This window comes from Streptomyces albicerus (assembly GCF_008905045.1).
Classification (GTDB): Bacteria; Actinomycetota; Actinomycetes; order Streptomycetales; family Streptomycetaceae; genus Streptomyces; species Streptomyces albicerus.
Genome location: NZ_VWMY01000006.1, coordinates 185,438 through 202,563, shown reverse-complemented (window position 1 = coordinate 202,563; position 17,126 = coordinate 185,438). Strand labels below are relative to the sequence as shown.

Genomic DNA, 17,126 nt, shown 5'->3' with positions numbered 1-17,126 from the left:
GACGAGGACGGGGTAGCGGCTGATGACGGCGCGGGCGGGCCGGCGCGCCTCGGTGCGTACGGCTGTCACGTCTCGTACGGCGGTCATACTCGGAGCCCTTCCTCTGCGTCCTCCGCGCGGGTCTGGAGCTTCAGCCCCACGAGGGCGAGGACGAGGATGATCACGGTCAGCACGGTGGAGATCGCCGCGCCGTAGCCGACCTGCGTCTTCTCGAAGAAGGTGGTGAAGGAGAAGTAGGAGGGCACGTTCGTGGCCCCGCCAGGACCGCCCTTCGTGAGCACGTACACCGCGCCGAACACCTTGAGCGCGGCGATCGTGCACCAGAGGAGTACGACGTAGATCTCCGGCCTGATCTGCGGCAGCGTGACGTGCCAGAAGCGCCGCCACCAGCCCGCGCCGTCCAGCTCGGCGGCCTCGTACAGCTGCGGGTCGACGCGTTGCAGCCCCGCCATGAAGACGACCAGCGGGAAGCCGATCTGCACCCAGACCATCACGCCCATGACGCTGTAGAGCGCGATGTCCGGGTCGCCGAGCCAGTCCTGCTGGAGGCTGCCGAGCCCGACGGCCTTCAGGAGCTCGTTCAGCGAGCCGTTCTCCGGCGCGAGGATCCAGCTCCACACGATGCCCGCGACCGCGATGGGCAGCACCTGCGGGAGGTAGAAGCAGGCCCGCAGCACGGCGGCCGTCCTACTGCCGAAGTTCTTGCCGACGAAGTCGAAGAGGGCGGCGGCGAGGACGAGTCCGACGACGGTCGGTACGGCCGCCATCGCCACGACCATGAAGAGGCTGTGCCGGAAGGACGCCCAGAACTCCGAATCGTCCATCAGCTCGCGGTAGTTGGCGAGCCCGGACCACTCCGGGCTGCCGACGCCCTGCCAGTCGGTGAAGCTCACGCCCGTGTTCATCAGGAACGGCACGACGATGATCGCGAAGAAGGCGAGGAATCCGGGGAGCAGGAACAGCGCGTACGAGTCGCGGGGGCGGCGCGGGTTCTTCGCGTGGTGCTGCTTTGCGACCACGCGGCCGCCCCGGCCGCCCCGTTCGACAGTGACCGTCATTGGTCCTGTACGCCCTTGTCGTACGCCGCCTGCACCGCGTCCAGGTAGGCGTCGGGTTTGGCGCTTCCCGTCATCAGCTTCTGTGTCTCGGAGACGAGGACGTCGTAGAAGCCGGTGACCGGCCAGTCGGGGTAGAAGGCCAGACCGTCCCTATCGGAGAGGGTGTTGAAGTCGCCGATGAGCTTCTTGGCCCGCGGGTCCGTGATGGCGGCGGGGTCGGCGGCCACCGGGATTCCGCCCTTGTTGCCGAGCAGGTTCTGGATCTTCTCCGACATGGTGATCTCGATGAAGTCGTACGCCAGATCCTTGTTCTTGGCCCCCTTGGGAACGACCCACAGGTTGCCGCCGGAGCCGAGGGTCATCTTCGAGTCCGGCCAGAGGAAGGTGCCCCAGTCGAACTTGTTCTCATCGACGAAGCGGCCGTACCACCAACTGCCGGAGAACAGGATCGGGCTCTTGCCCTGGATGAAGGAGACCCCGGCGTCCTCCGCCTTGGCGCTGGTCGAATCCTTGCTGATGTAGCCCTTCTTCACCCAGTCCGCGAAGGTCTCGGCGCCGTACGTCCAGGCGGCGTCGTGGAAGTCGGTCTTGCCCTTGTAGAGCTCGTACGAGTCCACCCAGGCCCGGTCGGCCTTCGACAGCGCCAGCTGGTAGAGGTACTGGTGGGCCAGATACTCGGCGCCCGAGTTGGCGAGCGGGGTGACGCCCTCGTCGACGAACTTGTCCATCGCGGCGGTCAGTTCGTCGAACGTGGTGGGTTCCTTGATCCCGTGCTTCTTGAAGAGATCCTTGTTGTAGAACACCATCGTGTACTCGGCGTAGTTGGGGATCCCGTACCACTTCCCGGAACCCATCACGCCCTTTGCGTCGTACTGGCTGGTGGTCCGCACCCCGGCGCTGAGCTTCTTGTCCCAGCCGCGCTTGGTGGCCTCGGAGCTCAGGTCGGTGAGAAGCCCCTGCTGGGAGAGGTGCCCGGCCGTCGCGTTGCCCTTGTTGTACTCCATGAGGTCGGGCGCGTCGCCCGAGTTGAGGACCATCGGGGCGGTCTTCTGGATCTGTTCGAAGCCCTTCTCCTCGAACTTCACCTTCACGCCCGGATGCGTCTTCTCGAACTCCTTGATGGCCTCGTTCCAGGCCAGGCCCATCGCGCTGTTGGGCGCTTCGTAATGCCACAGTTTCAGCGTCTTCCCGTCGGAAGACCCACTGTCCGAGTCACCGCATGAGGCCAGCAGCAGGGTGGTACTCACCACCGCCGCGGCCGCAGCCATCACACGCCTTCGTGCCGTCAACATCCAGTTCCTCCAGGGGAGTCGGATGGGTATCGGGACATCACGCAGCGTTCATCGAATCGATTCGATGCGCGATGTCGAAGCGCTTCGACGGGGGAAGGTATGTGGGGGCTGTGGACGCGTCAATGGGGTGCGCACGAATTGGATCGAAGATCCGACCGGTCGGACAGAATACGCTTCGATGAATCGGGTGCGAGACGCTTCGACGGGCCGACCGCGAAACGCTTCGACGGGCGGCCGCCCGGGCGGGTCGGCGGATGCCGTACGACCGGCTGCTCGATATCGTCTGCGACGCCATCGCCCCGCAGTACGAGGCAGCACGAGTTCGTCCGCTCCAGTCCGCTCCAGCAGGGGCATCGCCTGGTTGGTGACCTCGGATGCCCGGGCGGCGGCGCGGTTCACCGAGCCGCTGGTCGCACCGTTGCGAGGGCGATCAGCAGAGCCGTCGCGGCCGCGGTGACCGGGACGACGTATCCGGCGGCGGCCGACCCGTGCTCCACGACCCACCCGCCGAGCGCGGATCCGCAGGCGATGCCGCCCAGGAGCCCCGTCACCGCCAGGGTCATCCCTTCGTTCAACCGGCCCTCGGGGGTGCGGTGTTGGACCAGGGTCATGGCGGTGACCATCGCCGGGGCCGTCGCCATCCCGGCGATCAGCAGGGCGCCGGCGAGCACCACGAGGGAACCCGTGAGCGAGGCGGCCAGCAGGGGCAGCGACATGAGCAGGGCCATCGCGGCGAGGCTCCACGGGTATCGCCGCTCGGCCGGGCCCGCCGGCTTCAGCGCTCCGTAGAGGAGCCCCGCCGCGCATGACCCGGCCGCCTGGAGGGCGAGCACGACTCCCGCCGCCGTCCGGTGCCCCTGCGCGTCCGCGAACGCGATCGTCACCACCTCCATCGAGCCGAACACCGCTCCGGTGGCGAGGAACCCGATCAGAAGTGGGGGTATGCCGGGTGCGCGGACCGGGGACGGGGTCCGGGCGCCCGTACGGCCCTGGGCGGGCGGTTCCGTCGACCGCTGGGCGGCGAAGAGCAGCACACCGGCCAGCAGCAGGACGACCCCGACGAGGGTGCCCGCCTCCGGGAAGAACGCCCCGCACAGGAACGCGGCGAGTACCGGTCCGAGCATGAAACACAGCTCGTCCGCGGCCTGTTCGAAGGAGTTCGCGGTGTGCAGCCGTGCCGGGTCGCCCTTGAGGAGATGGGCCCAGCGTGCCCGGGACATGCCTCCGGTGTTGGGCGTGGTGGCCGTGGCGGCGTACGCGGCGAACAGGGTCCAGTCGGGCGCCTCGTACCGGACACAGAGCAGCAGCGCGAGTGAGCCGAGCGCCGCGACGGCCGTCGCGGGTACGGCGATCCGCGCCTGCCCGTGGCGGTCGACCAGGCGCGCCGTCCAGGGCGCGACGACCGCCGTGGCCGCCAGCCCGGTCGCCGTGACGGCACCGGCGAGCGCGTACGAGCCCCGCGCCCCCGCGATCATGATCACGGCACTCACGCTGAACATGCCCATGGGCAGGCGGGCGATCAGATTCCCGATCGTGAAGGCTCGGGTGCCGGGGATGGTGAAGAGGCGGCGGTAGGGGTTGCGGGAGGAGCGGCGGGGCGCTCGTGAACGTCCTGGTTCTCTTGGTTCTCTTGGCTCTCCTGGTCCTCGCGGCTCTCGCCGTTCTCGTGGACCTTGTGGACCTCGTGGTCCGAAGTCGGCCGCAACCAGGCTGTCGGCGGTCACGGTCAGGATGGTCGTACGGGGGGAGTGCTGCGGCTGTTGCGGCATGGATCAACGTTCGCCCGGCCCGCCACCAGGGGTCCAACACCTTCTGCCTACCGATTGACGCACTCACGTTGTAAATTCGCCGGATGCCCGCCCACCTCGACCCACGCCTGCTGCGCGCCTTCCTCGCCGTCGCCGAGGACCTGCACTTCACGCGCGCGGCCGCCCGGCTGTACGTCGCCCAGCAGGCCCTCAGCCGTGACATCCGGCGCCTGGAGCGGGAGTTGGGCGCCGACCTCTTCGTACGCACCACCCGCCAGGTGACGCTCACCCCCGACGGCGAGCGGCTGCTGCCGTACGCGCGCCGGGCGCTGGAGGCGCAGGACGAGCTGCTCGCCGCCTTCGGGCGGACCGACGCCGAGCGTCCTCTGCTGGTGGATGTGAACAGCCCCGGCCCCGGCCTGGCCGCCGAGCGTGTGCTGGCCCTGGCCCGTGAACTCGCTCCCGACTGCGAGCTGATGGCCCGCTTCGAGAGCGGCCTCACCGGTGCCGCGGCCGAGCTGCTCGCCGGCCGCCTGGACGCGTCCTTCGGACGCTTCGCGGGCCTGGACCCGGCGGTCCGGGCCCGCCTGGAGCAGCAGCCCGTCCGGTACGAGCCGATGGCTGTCATCCTGCCCGAGGACCATCGCCTGGCCGCGCTGGAGGCCGTACCGCTGGACGCGCTGGCGGGCGAGCAGGTGTACGCGGGTGCCGGCAATCCCCGGACGCTGGAGTGGACCGATCTCGCCCGTCAGCTCTTCGAAGGGCGCGGCATCGAGGTCGCGGCGCCCGCGCCGCTAGCCGTCGGCGCCGAGGAGTTCCAGAGGATCATGGCCAAGACGCGGACCCCCGTCCTCGCCGCGGTGGATTTTCCGGCCATGCCCAAATCGATACTCAGACCCCTCGTCGACCCCGTCCCGCTGTCACCCCTGTCGCTGGTGTGGCGGAAGGGGCTGATGCATCGCGGTCTCGAGGCGTTGCGCACCGCGGCGACGCGACTCGCAGCCGAAGAAGGGTGGCTGGAGTGCCCTTCTGAGGGGTGGATTCCGGCCACAGATGCGCTCATCATGATGAGTCGCGCCTGACACACAACTCTCACTGATGCTTACGTGCGCTACATTCATGGTCCGGGTGCAGTGTGATAATGGGGGCGCTCGGATCGGATGGGGGTCCGATCCGGACGACGAGTGCGAGTGCCCGGGTCGTGCGCGCACCCCTGAACCAGTCCCGTGGGGGGATGAGCGTGCGCGTGGAAAGTTGGCGGGAAAACGCCCAGCCGGGTCGGAGCGATTCCGATGATCCGGGTGAGGGTGGAGCCGATCCGTCGGTCCGTCGTAAGGACGATCAGTCGTTCCGTGAACAGGCCGGTGAGCCGGTCCGTATGGAGACTGACCAATCGTTCCGTAGTGACTCCGATCGCAGGGACTCGAGTGACTCGAGTGACTCGAGTAGATCCCGTGACTCCGACGGCACCGACGAGTGGTTCCGCCGTGCCGCGGCCACGTCGGTGGCGCGGCAGCGGGACGACGGTCAGCGAGTCGACGAGCAGGACGAACACCGAGTCGACGAGCGGGACGAGCAGGACAAACAGCGAGTCGAGGAGCAGCAAATCGACGAGCGGAATGACCGTGAACGGAAAGACCCTGAGCGGGACGCGCGCGAGGGGCGCCCTGGGCGCAGGGACGACGAGCCGGGCGTGACCTGGCCGGAGTCCGGCCGCCCGTCCGCCTGGGATGGCGCAGGCGCCGACTCCGACTCCGACGACGGCGACGCCTCCTGGCAGGAGTCCGAGCACCCCGAGCACACCCATGACCCGCACGAGGTCACGGTCCAGCTCGACGGTGTGGGACGGCACATGGAGGACTGGCTCGTCCAGCAGGCCAAGGGTGCCCCGGGCGCCCAGGAGGCCCCGGACGGCCCGGTCTTCGTCGACGAGTCGGGCCGCCGCAGTCGCCGGTACCGCAGGATCGGTATGGCCGTCGGCATGGCCTGCGCGGTGTACGCGGTGGTCATCCTCGCCACGCTCCTGTCGGGCAACTCGAGCGCGCCCTGGCTCCCGGAACTGGGCCGGCAGCAGGACGACAAGCCGGCCGACCGGGTCGACTCCCCGCCGCTGGACGCCGAGTCCGCGAAGCCGTCCGGCTCGGCGAACCCCTCGCAGGGCGTGATTCCGTCGGCCGGCGGCACGACGACCCGTTCGCCGGGGGTCAGTAAGGCACCGAACCCGTCGGCCAGCGCCTCGGACCCGGCCACGAGCCCCGACCCGAAGCCCTCGGTCAGCAACACCAAGCCGGGCACGGATCCGAAGCCGACGGTCACCGGGCCCTCGAACCCGGTGCCGTCCGACCCCGACCCCGACCCGAATCCGAGCGGCAGCGTCAGTCCCGGCCCCTCGGATCCCCCGCCCGCGGGCGGCCTCGACACGGTCGCCGGCGACCTGCTCACGCCCGACCCGATACCCGTGTCGCAGGATCCGGCCGATTCGGACGATCCCGCCATGCCGTCGGCATCCCAGTCCCTGGAATCCGTCCGGTACTCCCTGTACTCCCTGTACACCCAGTCGTCCCCGGAGAACGTTCTCTGATGGCACCCCGCATCCGCCGCGGCGCAGAGCGGGGCGCCGCCCGGCGCCGACGCCTGCCCATGCGTTACCTGCTGCCCTCGCTCGTCCTCGTCGCCCTGATGGCGATGCTGATGCTGCGGGGCTTCGTGCACAGCGAGATCCTCGGCGACCACCGTGTCAATTCGCCGGCGGCGTCCGACCGGGTCCCCGAGGAGATCCTGGAGGGCGGCCCGGTGATCGACACCCGGCAGGGCCGCGAGGACAGTGTCGACATGCCGGCCCGCAAGGTGGTCCTGACGTTCGACGACGGCCCGGACCCCAAGTGGACGCCGAAGGTGCTCGACGTCCTCAAGAGGCACGACGCGCACGCCGTCTTCTTCGTCACCGGCACCATGACCTCGCGCCACCCGGACCTCGTCAAGCGCATGGTCGACGAGGGCCACGAAGTCGGCCTGCACACCTTCAACCACCCGGACCTCTCGCTCCAGTCCAAGAAGCGCATCGACTGGGAACTGTCTCAGAACCAGCTCGCGCTGGCGGGCTCGGCCGGCATCCGGACTTCGCTGTTCCGGCCGCCGTACTCGTCGCAGGCCGGCGCCATGGACAACAAGTCGTGGCCGGTGACCGAGTACATCGGCAGCCGCGGCTACATCACGATCGTCAATGACACCGACAGCGAGGACTGGCGCAAGCCGGGCGTCGACAAGATCATCAGCAACGCCATGCCCAAGGGCGGCAAGGGCGCCATCGTGCTCATGCACGACTCCGGCGGCGACCGCTCGCAGACCGTGGCCGCGCTCGACCGGTTCGTGGGCGGGCTCAAGGACGACGGCTACAGCTTCGACACCCTCACCGCCGCTCTGAAGGCGCCCAGCGCGCACACCAAGGTCACCGGCGTCGACCTGTGGAAGGGCAAGGCGTGGGTCCTCGCGGTCCAGGCCTCCGAGAAGACGACCAGCGTCCTCGTCGTCGGCCTCGCCGTGATCGGTGTGCTCGTCCTCGCCCGCTTCGGGCTGATGCTGCTGCTCTCCGTCATGCACGCCCGCAAGGTCCGCCGCCGGGGCTTCAGTTGGGGGCGACCGATCACCGAACCGGTGTCGGTCCTCGTGCCCGCCTACAACGAGGCGAAGTGCATCGAGCAGACGGTCCGCTCCCTGGTGGCGAGCGATCACCCCATCGAGGTGATCGTCATCGACGACGGGTCGAGCGACGGCACCGCGCGCATCGTCGAGAACCTGCGCCTGCCGAACGTACGCGTCGTACGCCAGCTCAACGCGGGCAAGCCCGCCGCCCTCAACAGGGGCGTGGCGAACGCCCGTTACGACCTCATCGTGATGATGGACGGCGACACCGTCTTCGAACCGGCCACCGTCCGCGAGCTGGTCCAGCCCTTCGGCGACCCCAGCGTCGGTGCGGTCGCGGGCAACGCGAAGGTCGGCAACCGCGACTCGCTGATCGGCGCCTGGCAGCACATCGAGTACGTGATGGGCTTCAACCTCGACCGCCGTATGTACGACATGCTGAACTGCATGCCGACCATCCCGGGAGCGGTCGGCGCCTTCCGGCGCTCCGCTCTCAAGCGCGTCGGCGGCATGAGCGACGACACGCTCGCCGAGGACACCGACATCACCATCGCGATGCACCGCGACGGCTGGCGGGTCGTGTACGCGGAGAACGCCCGCGCGTGGACCGAGGCCCCGGAGTCCGTCCAGCAGCTGTGGTCCCAGCGCTACCGCTGGTCGTACGGCACCATGCAGGCGATCTGGAAGCACCGCAGGGCGATCATCGAACGGGGCCCGTCGGGCCGCTTCGGCCGCGTAGGCATGCCCCTGGTCTCCCTCTTCATGGTCGTGGCCCCGCTCCTGGCCCCCCTGATCGACGTGTTCCTCCTCTACGGCCTGGTGTTCGGCCCGACCGAGGAGACGATCCTCGCCTGGTTCGGCGTCCTGGTGGTCCAGGCGATATGCGCGGCCTACGCCTTCCGCCTCGACAAGGAACGCATGACCCACCTCCTCTCCCTCCCGCTCCAGCAGATCCTGTACCGCCAACTCATGTACGTCGTACTCCTCCAGTCCTGGATCACCGCCCTGACCGGCGGCCGACTGCGCTGGCAGAAACTCCGTCGTACGGGCGCGGTGGGGCTCCCCGGAGCCGCGGGACCCGCCGCCCCGCAGCAGCAGTCGATGGACCGGAGGCCCGTGGGATGAGCACACCTCCACCCTCCGGGACTCCGTGGACAGGTACGGGGGCAGGGGCCGGGGGAGGGTCCGGGCAGGACGGCTCGACGCACGACTCGTATGACGCATACGAGCCGTACGAGCAGCCGTACGAGCCATACGGGCCGTACGGGTCACATGGGTCCCGCGACGAGAAGCTCTCCGACCATGCCGAGGCTCCGGGCTTCACGGACGGACCGCCGGCGTCGGCGACGGCGATGGTGACGGCGATGGCGGCCCCGCCCGTCGCGGAGGTGACGGCGGAGGAGCCGGGGGAGACACCGGAACCGGCGGCCGCCAAGCGCGCCCCCGCCCGGGACCGTTACTTCGACTTCCTCCGAGCGCTCGCCCTCTTCCGCGTAGTCCTCTACCACCTCACAGGCTGGGCCTGGCTGCCGCTGGTGTTCCCTTCCATGGGCGTGATGTTCGCGCTGGCGGGCAACCTCATGGCGCGCTCGCTGAAACGCCCGGCCGCCCAGGTCATCCGCAGCCGCATCCGCCGCCTGGTGCCTCCGCTGTGGCTCCTCGGCGCGGTCGGTGTCACCGGCATGGTCCTGCAGGGCTGGGGACCGGACGAGGACGGGCACCCGGTCTGGTGGCTGCTCCACCTCACGTTCTGGATCGTCCCCTTCAGCGATCCGCCGTACGCGGAGGGGCTGCCCGGAATCCACGGCTTCATCGGCGGCGACTGGGCCGCGGAGCTCGCGGGCCCGCTCTGGTACGTCCGCGCGTATCTCTGGTACGTGCTGCTGTCGCCGGTCCTGCTCCGCGCCCTGCGCGCGATTCCGCTGGTGACGATCGCGGCGCCGATCGCTCTGTCGGCGGCGTTCGAGCTGGGGTACCTGAGCCTCCCCGGCGAGCGTTTCCCGTCAGCCGTCACGGACTTCAGCACCTTCGGCGCGTGCTGGATCCTCGGCATGGCCCACCAGGAGGGCATCCTGCAGCGCCTGCCGCGCTACATCGTGCCTTCCATAGCCCCCGTCATCGCGCTGGTCGGCCTCTGGTACGCCACGAACCACAACTTCTCCGAGGGCCACGACCTGGACAGCATCCCGCTGGCCCAGGCCCTCTGGTCCTGCGGCACCGTGCTGCTCCTGCTGCACTTCAGCCCGACCTGGTCCGAATGGCCGGGCCGGCTGCGCCGCTGGGACAAACCGATCACCCTCCTCAACTCCCGTGCCGTGACGATCTACCTCTGGCACAACATCTGCATCCTCATCGCCGTGACCCAGTGGGACCGCCTCTGGAGCGTCGACGTGCTGGACCAGAACGTCCCCTGGCTCCTGGAGAGCCCATGGCCGGTCTTCGCCGTCGCCTGGGTCCTCATCGGCGGCTGCATCCTGTGCTTCGGCTGGGCAGAGGACTTGGCGGCCAAGCGCCGGCCGCAACTGTGGCCCAGCGGAACGAAGAAGCCCCGGGCTCTCCGACCCAGCTCCCGGGGACGGGCAAGGGCGAGGTAGGCACACGGGCTCCACGGGCCGCCAACGGCCGGCCGTTGGGTGGCCGTTGGGCGGCCGCCCACGATGGCTGCGTCATTTCGTTGCGCTGTTGTGCCATTGGGCGCTGTCGCGCCCTTGCGCAGGTACGCCGTTATGCCGTTTGCGCGGGCCAAGTCGGGGACTTGGCCCGCCACTTGTTGTCCTTCTTTCGATGATTCCGTGTGCCGATATGCAGGCTTTGGCCCCATTCCGTAAGGGCCTTGGCGTAGTTCGCTCTGGTGTCGCCCCCGCCCCCTCGGTAGCGTGGCTGCGCTCATGACCCCCTCGCCCCACCGGGAGCCGTCCGTGAACCGCCGCCCCACCCTGCTCGCAGCGATCGCGCTGACCGCCGCCGCGGCCCTGTCGCTGTCCGCCTGCGGTAGCGACGACAGTTCGAAGGACAAGGACAAGATCGCCGGCGCCGACACAGGAGGAGAGACGGCGGCATCGCCGAGCGCCTCGGCCTCGTCGGCTGCTGGCCGCCCAAAGATTGAACTGCCGTCTGACCTGACGCTGACCTTTGAGGACACGGACACCGGGGACGCGGTCAAAGACGCGGTGCTTGCAGACAGTGCGGAGCGCATGCGTGCTGTGGACGCTGCGATCACAGGGACAGATCCAAAGGGCGAAGCGCTTGCCTTCTACAACACAGGCAAAGCTCGCGAAGCTGCACTGACCTGGGTCGGGCAGTTCAAGGATGCTGGTGCCACGCTCACAGGCGAGGCGAGGTACTACGACCGCAACGTGACGCTCCAGGGGAAGACGTCCGCAGTAGTCACGTTCTGCGCAGACGAGAGTAAGGGCTTCAGCAGGGACAAGAAGACCAACAAGATCGCCAAGACTCCGGTCACCAAGAACAGCTACGTCCTGTACAACACCAAGTTGGACAAGAACGCCGACGGGGTCTGGCAGACGTCCCAGATCCTTTCCACGAGGGGGGCGGCACAGTGTCAGCCGTAGTAAGGATCTCGGTTCGTGCCGTCGTCATGGCTGGCATCACGGTGCTGGCCGTCGGCCCGACTGCTTGGGCCGACTTCGTTCCGGGAGGCAACGGCACAGGCTCCGAGACCCAGGTGGATGGGGGCCAGAAGGACGATGCGGTGTCCGCGACCGCCGGCGCCGTGGTCTTCGACCGTTCGAAGAACGGCTCCGGTGAATCCGCGGGCCCGGTGACTTCGTCCGCCGCCAACTGGACCCCACCCGCCTGCTATTACGCCCCCAAGTACACCCCGGCCCAGTTGCAGAAGGTCCTGGAGCCGGTCTGGGAGGCGGGCTCGACGGGATACGAGTGGGACGCGAAGCAGCGTAAGAAGTTCGAAGGCGGCGACCCGTACAAGGACTTCAACAAGGAGAAGACCGGCGAGGGCTACTTCTGGGCGTCGTACGTCACCGAGGGAAGGGAAGGTGACCCTGGCGCGCTCGACTGTGACAGAGACTACTTCTGGGTGGACACGGGCGACCCTCCTCCCCCTGAGATCCCTGAGGCGATCACCCCCGAAATGCTGGCCCAACTCGCCTACGCCGAAATCCGCGTGCCCTCGACCAAGGTCGAACTCGCCCCGGAGGGCACCACGAAGGTGAACCTCCCGACGTGGGCGTGGCTGGACGCGGCACAGTTCAAGCCGGTCTCCGTGACGGCATCCGTCCCGCTGCTGGGCGTCGAGGCGACCACCACGGCCGAACCGATCTCCCTGAAGATCGAGCCGGGCACGGCCGACGCGACGACCTATCCCGCCTCCGGCGTGTGCGAACTGAACGGCGACCAGATCGGCGAGGCCTACGCGAAGGGCAAGTCCGACGAGACCCCGCCGTGTGGTGTGAAGTACCTGCGCTCCTCGGGCGACGACACGTACAAGCTCCAGGCGACGGTCACCTGGAAGATCCATTGGACCGGCACCGGCGTCAATGGTGAACAGCCACTGCCGGACGGCGAGTTCGGGGCCGACCAGGACGTGATCGTCCAGGAGATCCAGGCCGTCAACCGCTGACAGGAACGCAGGGACAACTCGCAGAGCCCGGGCTCCGTTTCACAACGTGAGGCGGATCTCGGGCTGCCTCGCCTACATCGCACGGCCGCCTGGGTGGTGCGGTAGCTTCGCTTGTGCGTACGTTTCTGGTGGGGTTGGCGTGACGGGGGTTGCGGCGTGGCGGGTTATCGGCCGACGGACTGGCATGTGCTGGATCTGGACAAGGATCCGACACCGGGAGATCCGGACCGGGTGCGGTCGCTGGCCAAGAGCCTGCACGACTTCGCTGACGACGTCTCCGATGCCCTTCGTCTGGTCAAGGGGATGGCGGAGGAAGAGGCCGTCCTGACGTGGGTGGGCAAGACCGCCAAGGTGTTCCAGGACGAGTTCTCCGGGGTCCCGAAGAACTTGAAGAAGCTGAAGAAGTCCTACGACCTGGCCGGAGATGCGCTGGCGGCGTACTGGCCGAAGCTGGAGCGGGCCCAGTCGCTCGCCGACAAGGCTCTCGCGAAGGGCCGCGAAGCGCAGGCCGATCTGTCCTCCGCCAAGTCCCGCCTGTCCACGGCCGATTCGTGGGTGACCCGGGCCAACAAGGAAGCCGACAAGTACAAGGACGACCCGACCGGCGGCAAGGACGTCGAGAAGCCGGACGAGGCCAAGGTCCGCGCCGCCACCCGGGACGCGACCAACGCCGAGTCGGCGCAGACCTCGGCCCAGGCGGATGTCACCTCCGCGCAGAACGCCCTGGACGCGGCGAAGAAGATGGCCGAGGACGCGCGGAAGATGCGCGAGGAGGCCGCCGGGGAAGCGAAACGCAAGCTCGACGAGGCCTCCGACGCGGGTATCCAGAACCGCAAGTGGTACGAGGAGGTCGGCGACTGGTTCTCCGACAACTGGGACACCATCGTCGCGGTCTGCAAGGTCGTCGTCGCCGTCCTCGGCATCATCGCGATGATCATCGGCGGGCCGATCCTGGGCGCCATCGTCCTCATCGCCGCGCTCGTCGTCCTCGCCGACACCCTCAACAAATACGCGAAAGGCCAAGCCTCTCTGTGGGATGTGGCGTTCGCGGCGCTGGACTGCATCCCCGGCATGAAGGGCCTGACCACCCTCGGTGGCCTCGCCAAGGGCCTGAAATCTCTCGGCAAGATGGGCCTCAAGGGCATGGCCATGGGCCTCAAGGGGCTCGGCCCACGCATTCAGGGCCTCGGGCGCCAGATGAAGAACCTCTTCACCTGCGGCGATCCGATCGACATGGCCACGGGCCAGATGGTGATGTCGATATCGGACGTCTCGTTGTCCGGCGTCCTGCCCCTCGTGGTCGAACGAAGCCATCGCACCGGCGTTAAGGCCGGGCACTGGTTCGGTGCCGGATGGATATCCACCTTGGACCAGCGGCTCCTCGTCGACGGCGAAGGCATCCGGCTCGTCGCCGACGACGGCACCGTGTTGTACTACGCCGTTCCGGAAGCCGACGAGCCGATGCAGCCGATCGTCGGGCCCAGCTGGCCGTTGAGCTGGGACGGCACCCCCGATGGGGACATCAGGGTGCGGCAGCCGGACAGCGGTACGACGCTGCGGTTCAAGCGGGTACCAGGCGGACGGACTGCGGAGTTGCCCCTGGTCGGCATCGAAGACCGCAACGGCAACACCATCGACATCCGGTACGCCCCCGACGGCTCCCCGGAAGAGCTGATCCACCACTCCGGCTACCGACTCGGCATCACCACGGAGTCGGACCGAGTCACCGCTCTCACCTTGCTCAGTGCTCCCGACCGGCCCCGCCTCATGGCTTACGAGTACGACGAGCAGGGCCGTCTCACCGGGGTCAGCGACTCGTCCATGGTGCCTCAGCGCTACAGCTATGACGACCGGCAGCGGATCACTGGCTGGCAGAGCAGGGACGGCGACTGGTATCGGTACGCGTACGACGATGTCGACCGGTGTGTTCGCTCGGGCGGTGCGGACGGAGCCCTCGCCTACTCCTATGCGTACGACGACGAGACTCGCACCACGGTCGCGACCGACTCTCTCGGGCATTCCCTGGCGTACAGCTTCGATGCCACGTACCGGCCCGTCAGCGAGACCGACCCCCTCGGCCACACCACGACGCGAACCTGGGACGACCGCGGCCGGCTGGCCGCGCTCACCGACCCGCTCGGGCGTACCACGCGCTACAGCCATGACGCGGCAGGCAACGTCACGGAGGTCGTGCGCCCCGATGGGGGTGTTGTCGCCACCGAGTACAACGAACTCAGCCTGATCACCAAGGTGACGCAGCCGGACGGCAGTTCATGGGAGTCGGTCTACGACGAGCGTGGCAACCGTGTTGCCGTCGTCGACCCGCTCGGTGCCACGACCTCCTTCACGTTCGACGAGCGTGGCAGCCTCACCAGCGTCATGGACGCGCTCGGCAACCGGCAGCAGACCGTCGTCAACGATGCCGCCGGCCTGGTCGTCGGCACAACGGACGCGTTGGGCGCGAGCAGTTGGTTCGTGCGGGACGCTTTCGGCCGGATCATCGAACTCACCGATCCTCTCGGGGGAGTCACCCGCGTCGGCTGGACGGTGGAGGGCCAGATCTCCTGGCGTGAGCTGCCGGACGGGACCACCGAGCGCTGGTCGTACGACGCCGAGGGCAATCCCCTCGAGTACTCGTCGTCGACCGGCCGCCACACCACGTACCAGAACACTCACTTCGATCTCTGCTCCGTGCGCGAGAACGAGGACGGGACCCTGGAGCGCTTCGAGTACGACACCGAACTGCGGCTGCGAAGCGTCACCAACGGAGCCGGACAGGTCTGGAGTTACGAGTACGACCCAGTGGGCCGGTTGACCTCGGAGACGGACTTCAACGGCCGCACACTGACCTACCGGTACGACGCGGCGGGCCAGCTGGTGAAGCGCGTCAACGGAGCGGGACAGGCCACGGCATTCCGTCACGACTCACTCGGCAACATCGTGGCCATGGATGCCGACGGCGCCACCACGACGTATGCCTACGACCCGCTGGGCAGGCTCGTCCAGGCGCGGAACACCGACGTCGAGTTCGGCATCAAGCGCGACGCGGCGGGGCGGGTCTTGGGTGAGCGGTGGAACGGGCACGAGGTCCGCACCGAGTACGACATCACCGGGCGCCGCACCCTTCGAAGGACACCGAGCGGTGCGGTCACTCGCTGGACGTACGCGCCCGCGCGGCGTTCGCTGGTACAGCGGATCGGGCGCCACGACATCGCCTTCCAGTACGACGTCGCGGGACGCGAGATCGAGCGGGTGCTCGGCGATGCCGCGCGTCTGACCCACGACTGGGACTCGGACCGCCTGCGGACGACGCAGCAGCTGCGCTCGGCGGGCTCGGGCGACGTGATGCGGCGCACCTACCAGCACAGCGCCGACGGTGGCCTCATCGGAGTGTCCGACCTCCGCCACGGCGAACGGTCCTTCGAGCTGGACCGGGCCGGGCGGGTGACCGCCGCGCGGGGCGGCGGCTGGGACGAGACGTATCAGTACGACGATCTCGGCAATCTCATAGGTTTCGGCACGTCGGCGCCAGTGGACGACGAGGAAGCAGGCCCCGGGGACCGGACGTATTCAGGCACGCTGATCGACCGGGCGGGCCGCACCTTCTACCGTCACGACGGTCAGGGCCGGGTGGTCCGCCGGGTCACGAAGTTGCTGTCCGGCGGCAGGCGCGAGTGGCGCTACACATGGAATGCCGAGGACCAGCTCACGGACGTCCGCACTCCGGACGGCAGCCACTGGCACTACGTCTACGATCCCCTCGGTCGGCGCGTGGCGAAGCAACTGCTCGGGGACGACGGCACGATGGTTGTCGAGCAGGTCACCTTCTTCTGGGACGGTGACCAGCTAGTGGAGCAGACGGACGGCGTTGTCAGCACGTCGTGGGACTGGGGGAGCGGCGGAACGACCCCGGTCGGCCAGCGGGTCCGAGGCAGCGGGCCCGTGGGGCCGGGCTCACCACAGGAAGAGATCGACGAGCGCTTCTACGCGATCGTCACCGACCTCATCGGGACGCCGACGGAACTGGTCGACGCGGACGGAGACGTCGTCTGGACGCAGTCGTCGACGCTGTGGGGCGTTCCGGCCGGACCGGTCGGCGGCAGCAGTCGCGTCGACTGCCCACTGCGCTTCCCGGGCCAGTACTTCGACGCGGAAACCGGGCTGCACTACAACCATCACCGCTACTACGAGCCAGGCACGGCACGTTATCTGAGTCCCGACCCGTTGGGGCGCACGCCCGCGCCGAATCATTACGCGTATGTGAAGAACCCGCTGCAGTGGACAGACCCGCTGGGGCTCAAGGCCCCATGCATGGTGGATCTCTATCACGGGACCCTGGGTCACCATGCGGACAATATTATGCGGGACGGAATTGATATCAATGCTTCCACGCGCAACATGGACTTCGGTAGGGGCGGTTTCTACGTGACCAATGACCCCCGGCAGGCCCTCGACTGGGCCAAGAAACTTGCCGCACGCCGAGGAGGTGTGCCTGCTGTGATCCACTTCCGGGTTCCCCGGGCAGAGCTGGACAACCTAAGCAGTAGGATATTCAATGGCCCAGGCGATGATCTCGCATCCTTCATCAGGCATCATCGTGAGGGAGGCGCCATGCACAACTATGAGATGGTTGAAGGCCCCATGGTGATGAATCCCGCAGGATTCCTGCGTGGCAAGGATCCGGTCTTCGATGGACATCAGATCGCCATATTTGGAGACCGGGCAGCGGAACTGTTCACTAATTCAATTCATAGAAGAGTAGGGCCCCCGACATCGTGACTGCAGA

10 protein-coding genes are annotated in these 17,126 nt (G+C 68.1%); 7 read left to right on the top strand and 3 right to left on the bottom strand.

Annotated features, from left to right (window positions below):
* Positions 1-83: 83 nt before the first annotated feature.
* From GAS53_RS07275 to GAS53_RS07265, 3 genes are all read right to left on the bottom strand, one after another.
* Positions 84-1,058 (bottom strand): carbohydrate ABC transporter permease, encoded by a 975-nt coding sequence (locus GAS53_RS07275; protein WP_151476612.1) that lies wholly within the window; start codon positions 1,056-1,058, stop codon positions 84-86.
* Complete coding sequence (locus GAS53_RS07270; RefSeq protein ID WP_151476611.1) at positions 1,055-2,350, bottom strand: extracellular solute-binding protein; 1,296 nt, start codon at positions 2,348-2,350, stop codon at positions 1,055-1,057. Before GAS53_RS07270 ends, GAS53_RS07275 begins: the two co-directional genes overlap by 4 nt.
* A gap of 395 nt (positions 2,351-2,745) precedes the next feature.
* Entirely contained in the window at positions 2,746-4,119 is a 1,374-nt protein-coding gene (locus GAS53_RS07265; protein ID WP_151476610.1) for an MFS transporter, read from the bottom strand.
* A gap of 83 nt (positions 4,120-4,202) precedes the next feature.
* Between GAS53_RS07265 and GAS53_RS07260 the strand changes: the two genes are divergently transcribed.
* The 7 genes from GAS53_RS07260 (at position 4,203) to GAS53_RS07230 (ending at position 17,119) form a co-directional block, all read left to right on the top strand.
* Positions 4,203-5,180, top strand: coding sequence for a LysR family transcriptional regulator (locus tag GAS53_RS07260; RefSeq protein WP_151476609.1), 978 nt, complete (start codon positions 4,203-4,205; stop codon positions 5,178-5,180).
* Positions 5,181-5,476: 296 nt separating this feature from the next.
* Positions 5,477-6,679 carry a hypothetical protein gene (locus tag GAS53_RS07255; protein ID WP_151476608.1) on the top strand — a complete coding sequence of 401 codons (1,203 nt, stop codon included), beginning with the start codon at positions 5,477-5,479 and terminating at the stop codon, positions 6,677-6,679.
* Positions 6,679-8,865: a glycosyltransferase gene (locus GAS53_RS07250; protein WP_151476607.1), complete on the top strand. Its 2,187-nt coding sequence runs from the start codon at positions 6,679-6,681 to the stop codon at positions 8,863-8,865. The genes GAS53_RS07255 and GAS53_RS07250 overlap by 1 nt, the downstream gene beginning before the upstream one ends.
* A gap of 239 nt (positions 8,866-9,104) precedes the next feature.
* Positions 9,105-10,334, top strand: coding sequence for an acyltransferase family protein (locus GAS53_RS07245; protein ID WP_151476639.1), 1,230 nt, complete (start codon positions 9,105-9,107; stop codon positions 10,332-10,334).
* A gap of 294 nt (positions 10,335-10,628) precedes the next feature.
* Positions 10,629-11,312, top strand: coding sequence for a hypothetical protein (locus GAS53_RS07240; protein WP_151476638.1), 684 nt, complete (start codon positions 10,629-10,631; stop codon positions 11,310-11,312).
* 26 nt (positions 11,313-11,338) lie between these two features.
* Positions 11,339-12,340 carry a hypothetical protein gene (locus GAS53_RS07235; protein WP_151476606.1) on the top strand — a complete coding sequence of 334 codons (1,002 nt, stop codon included), beginning with the start codon at positions 11,339-11,341 and terminating at the stop codon, positions 12,338-12,340.
* A gap of 156 nt (positions 12,341-12,496) precedes the next feature.
* Positions 12,497-17,119, top strand: coding sequence for an RHS repeat-associated core domain-containing protein (locus tag GAS53_RS07230; RefSeq protein WP_151476605.1), 4,623 nt, complete (start codon positions 12,497-12,499; stop codon positions 17,117-17,119).
* The last annotated feature ends 7 nt before the right edge of the window (positions 17,120-17,126 follow it).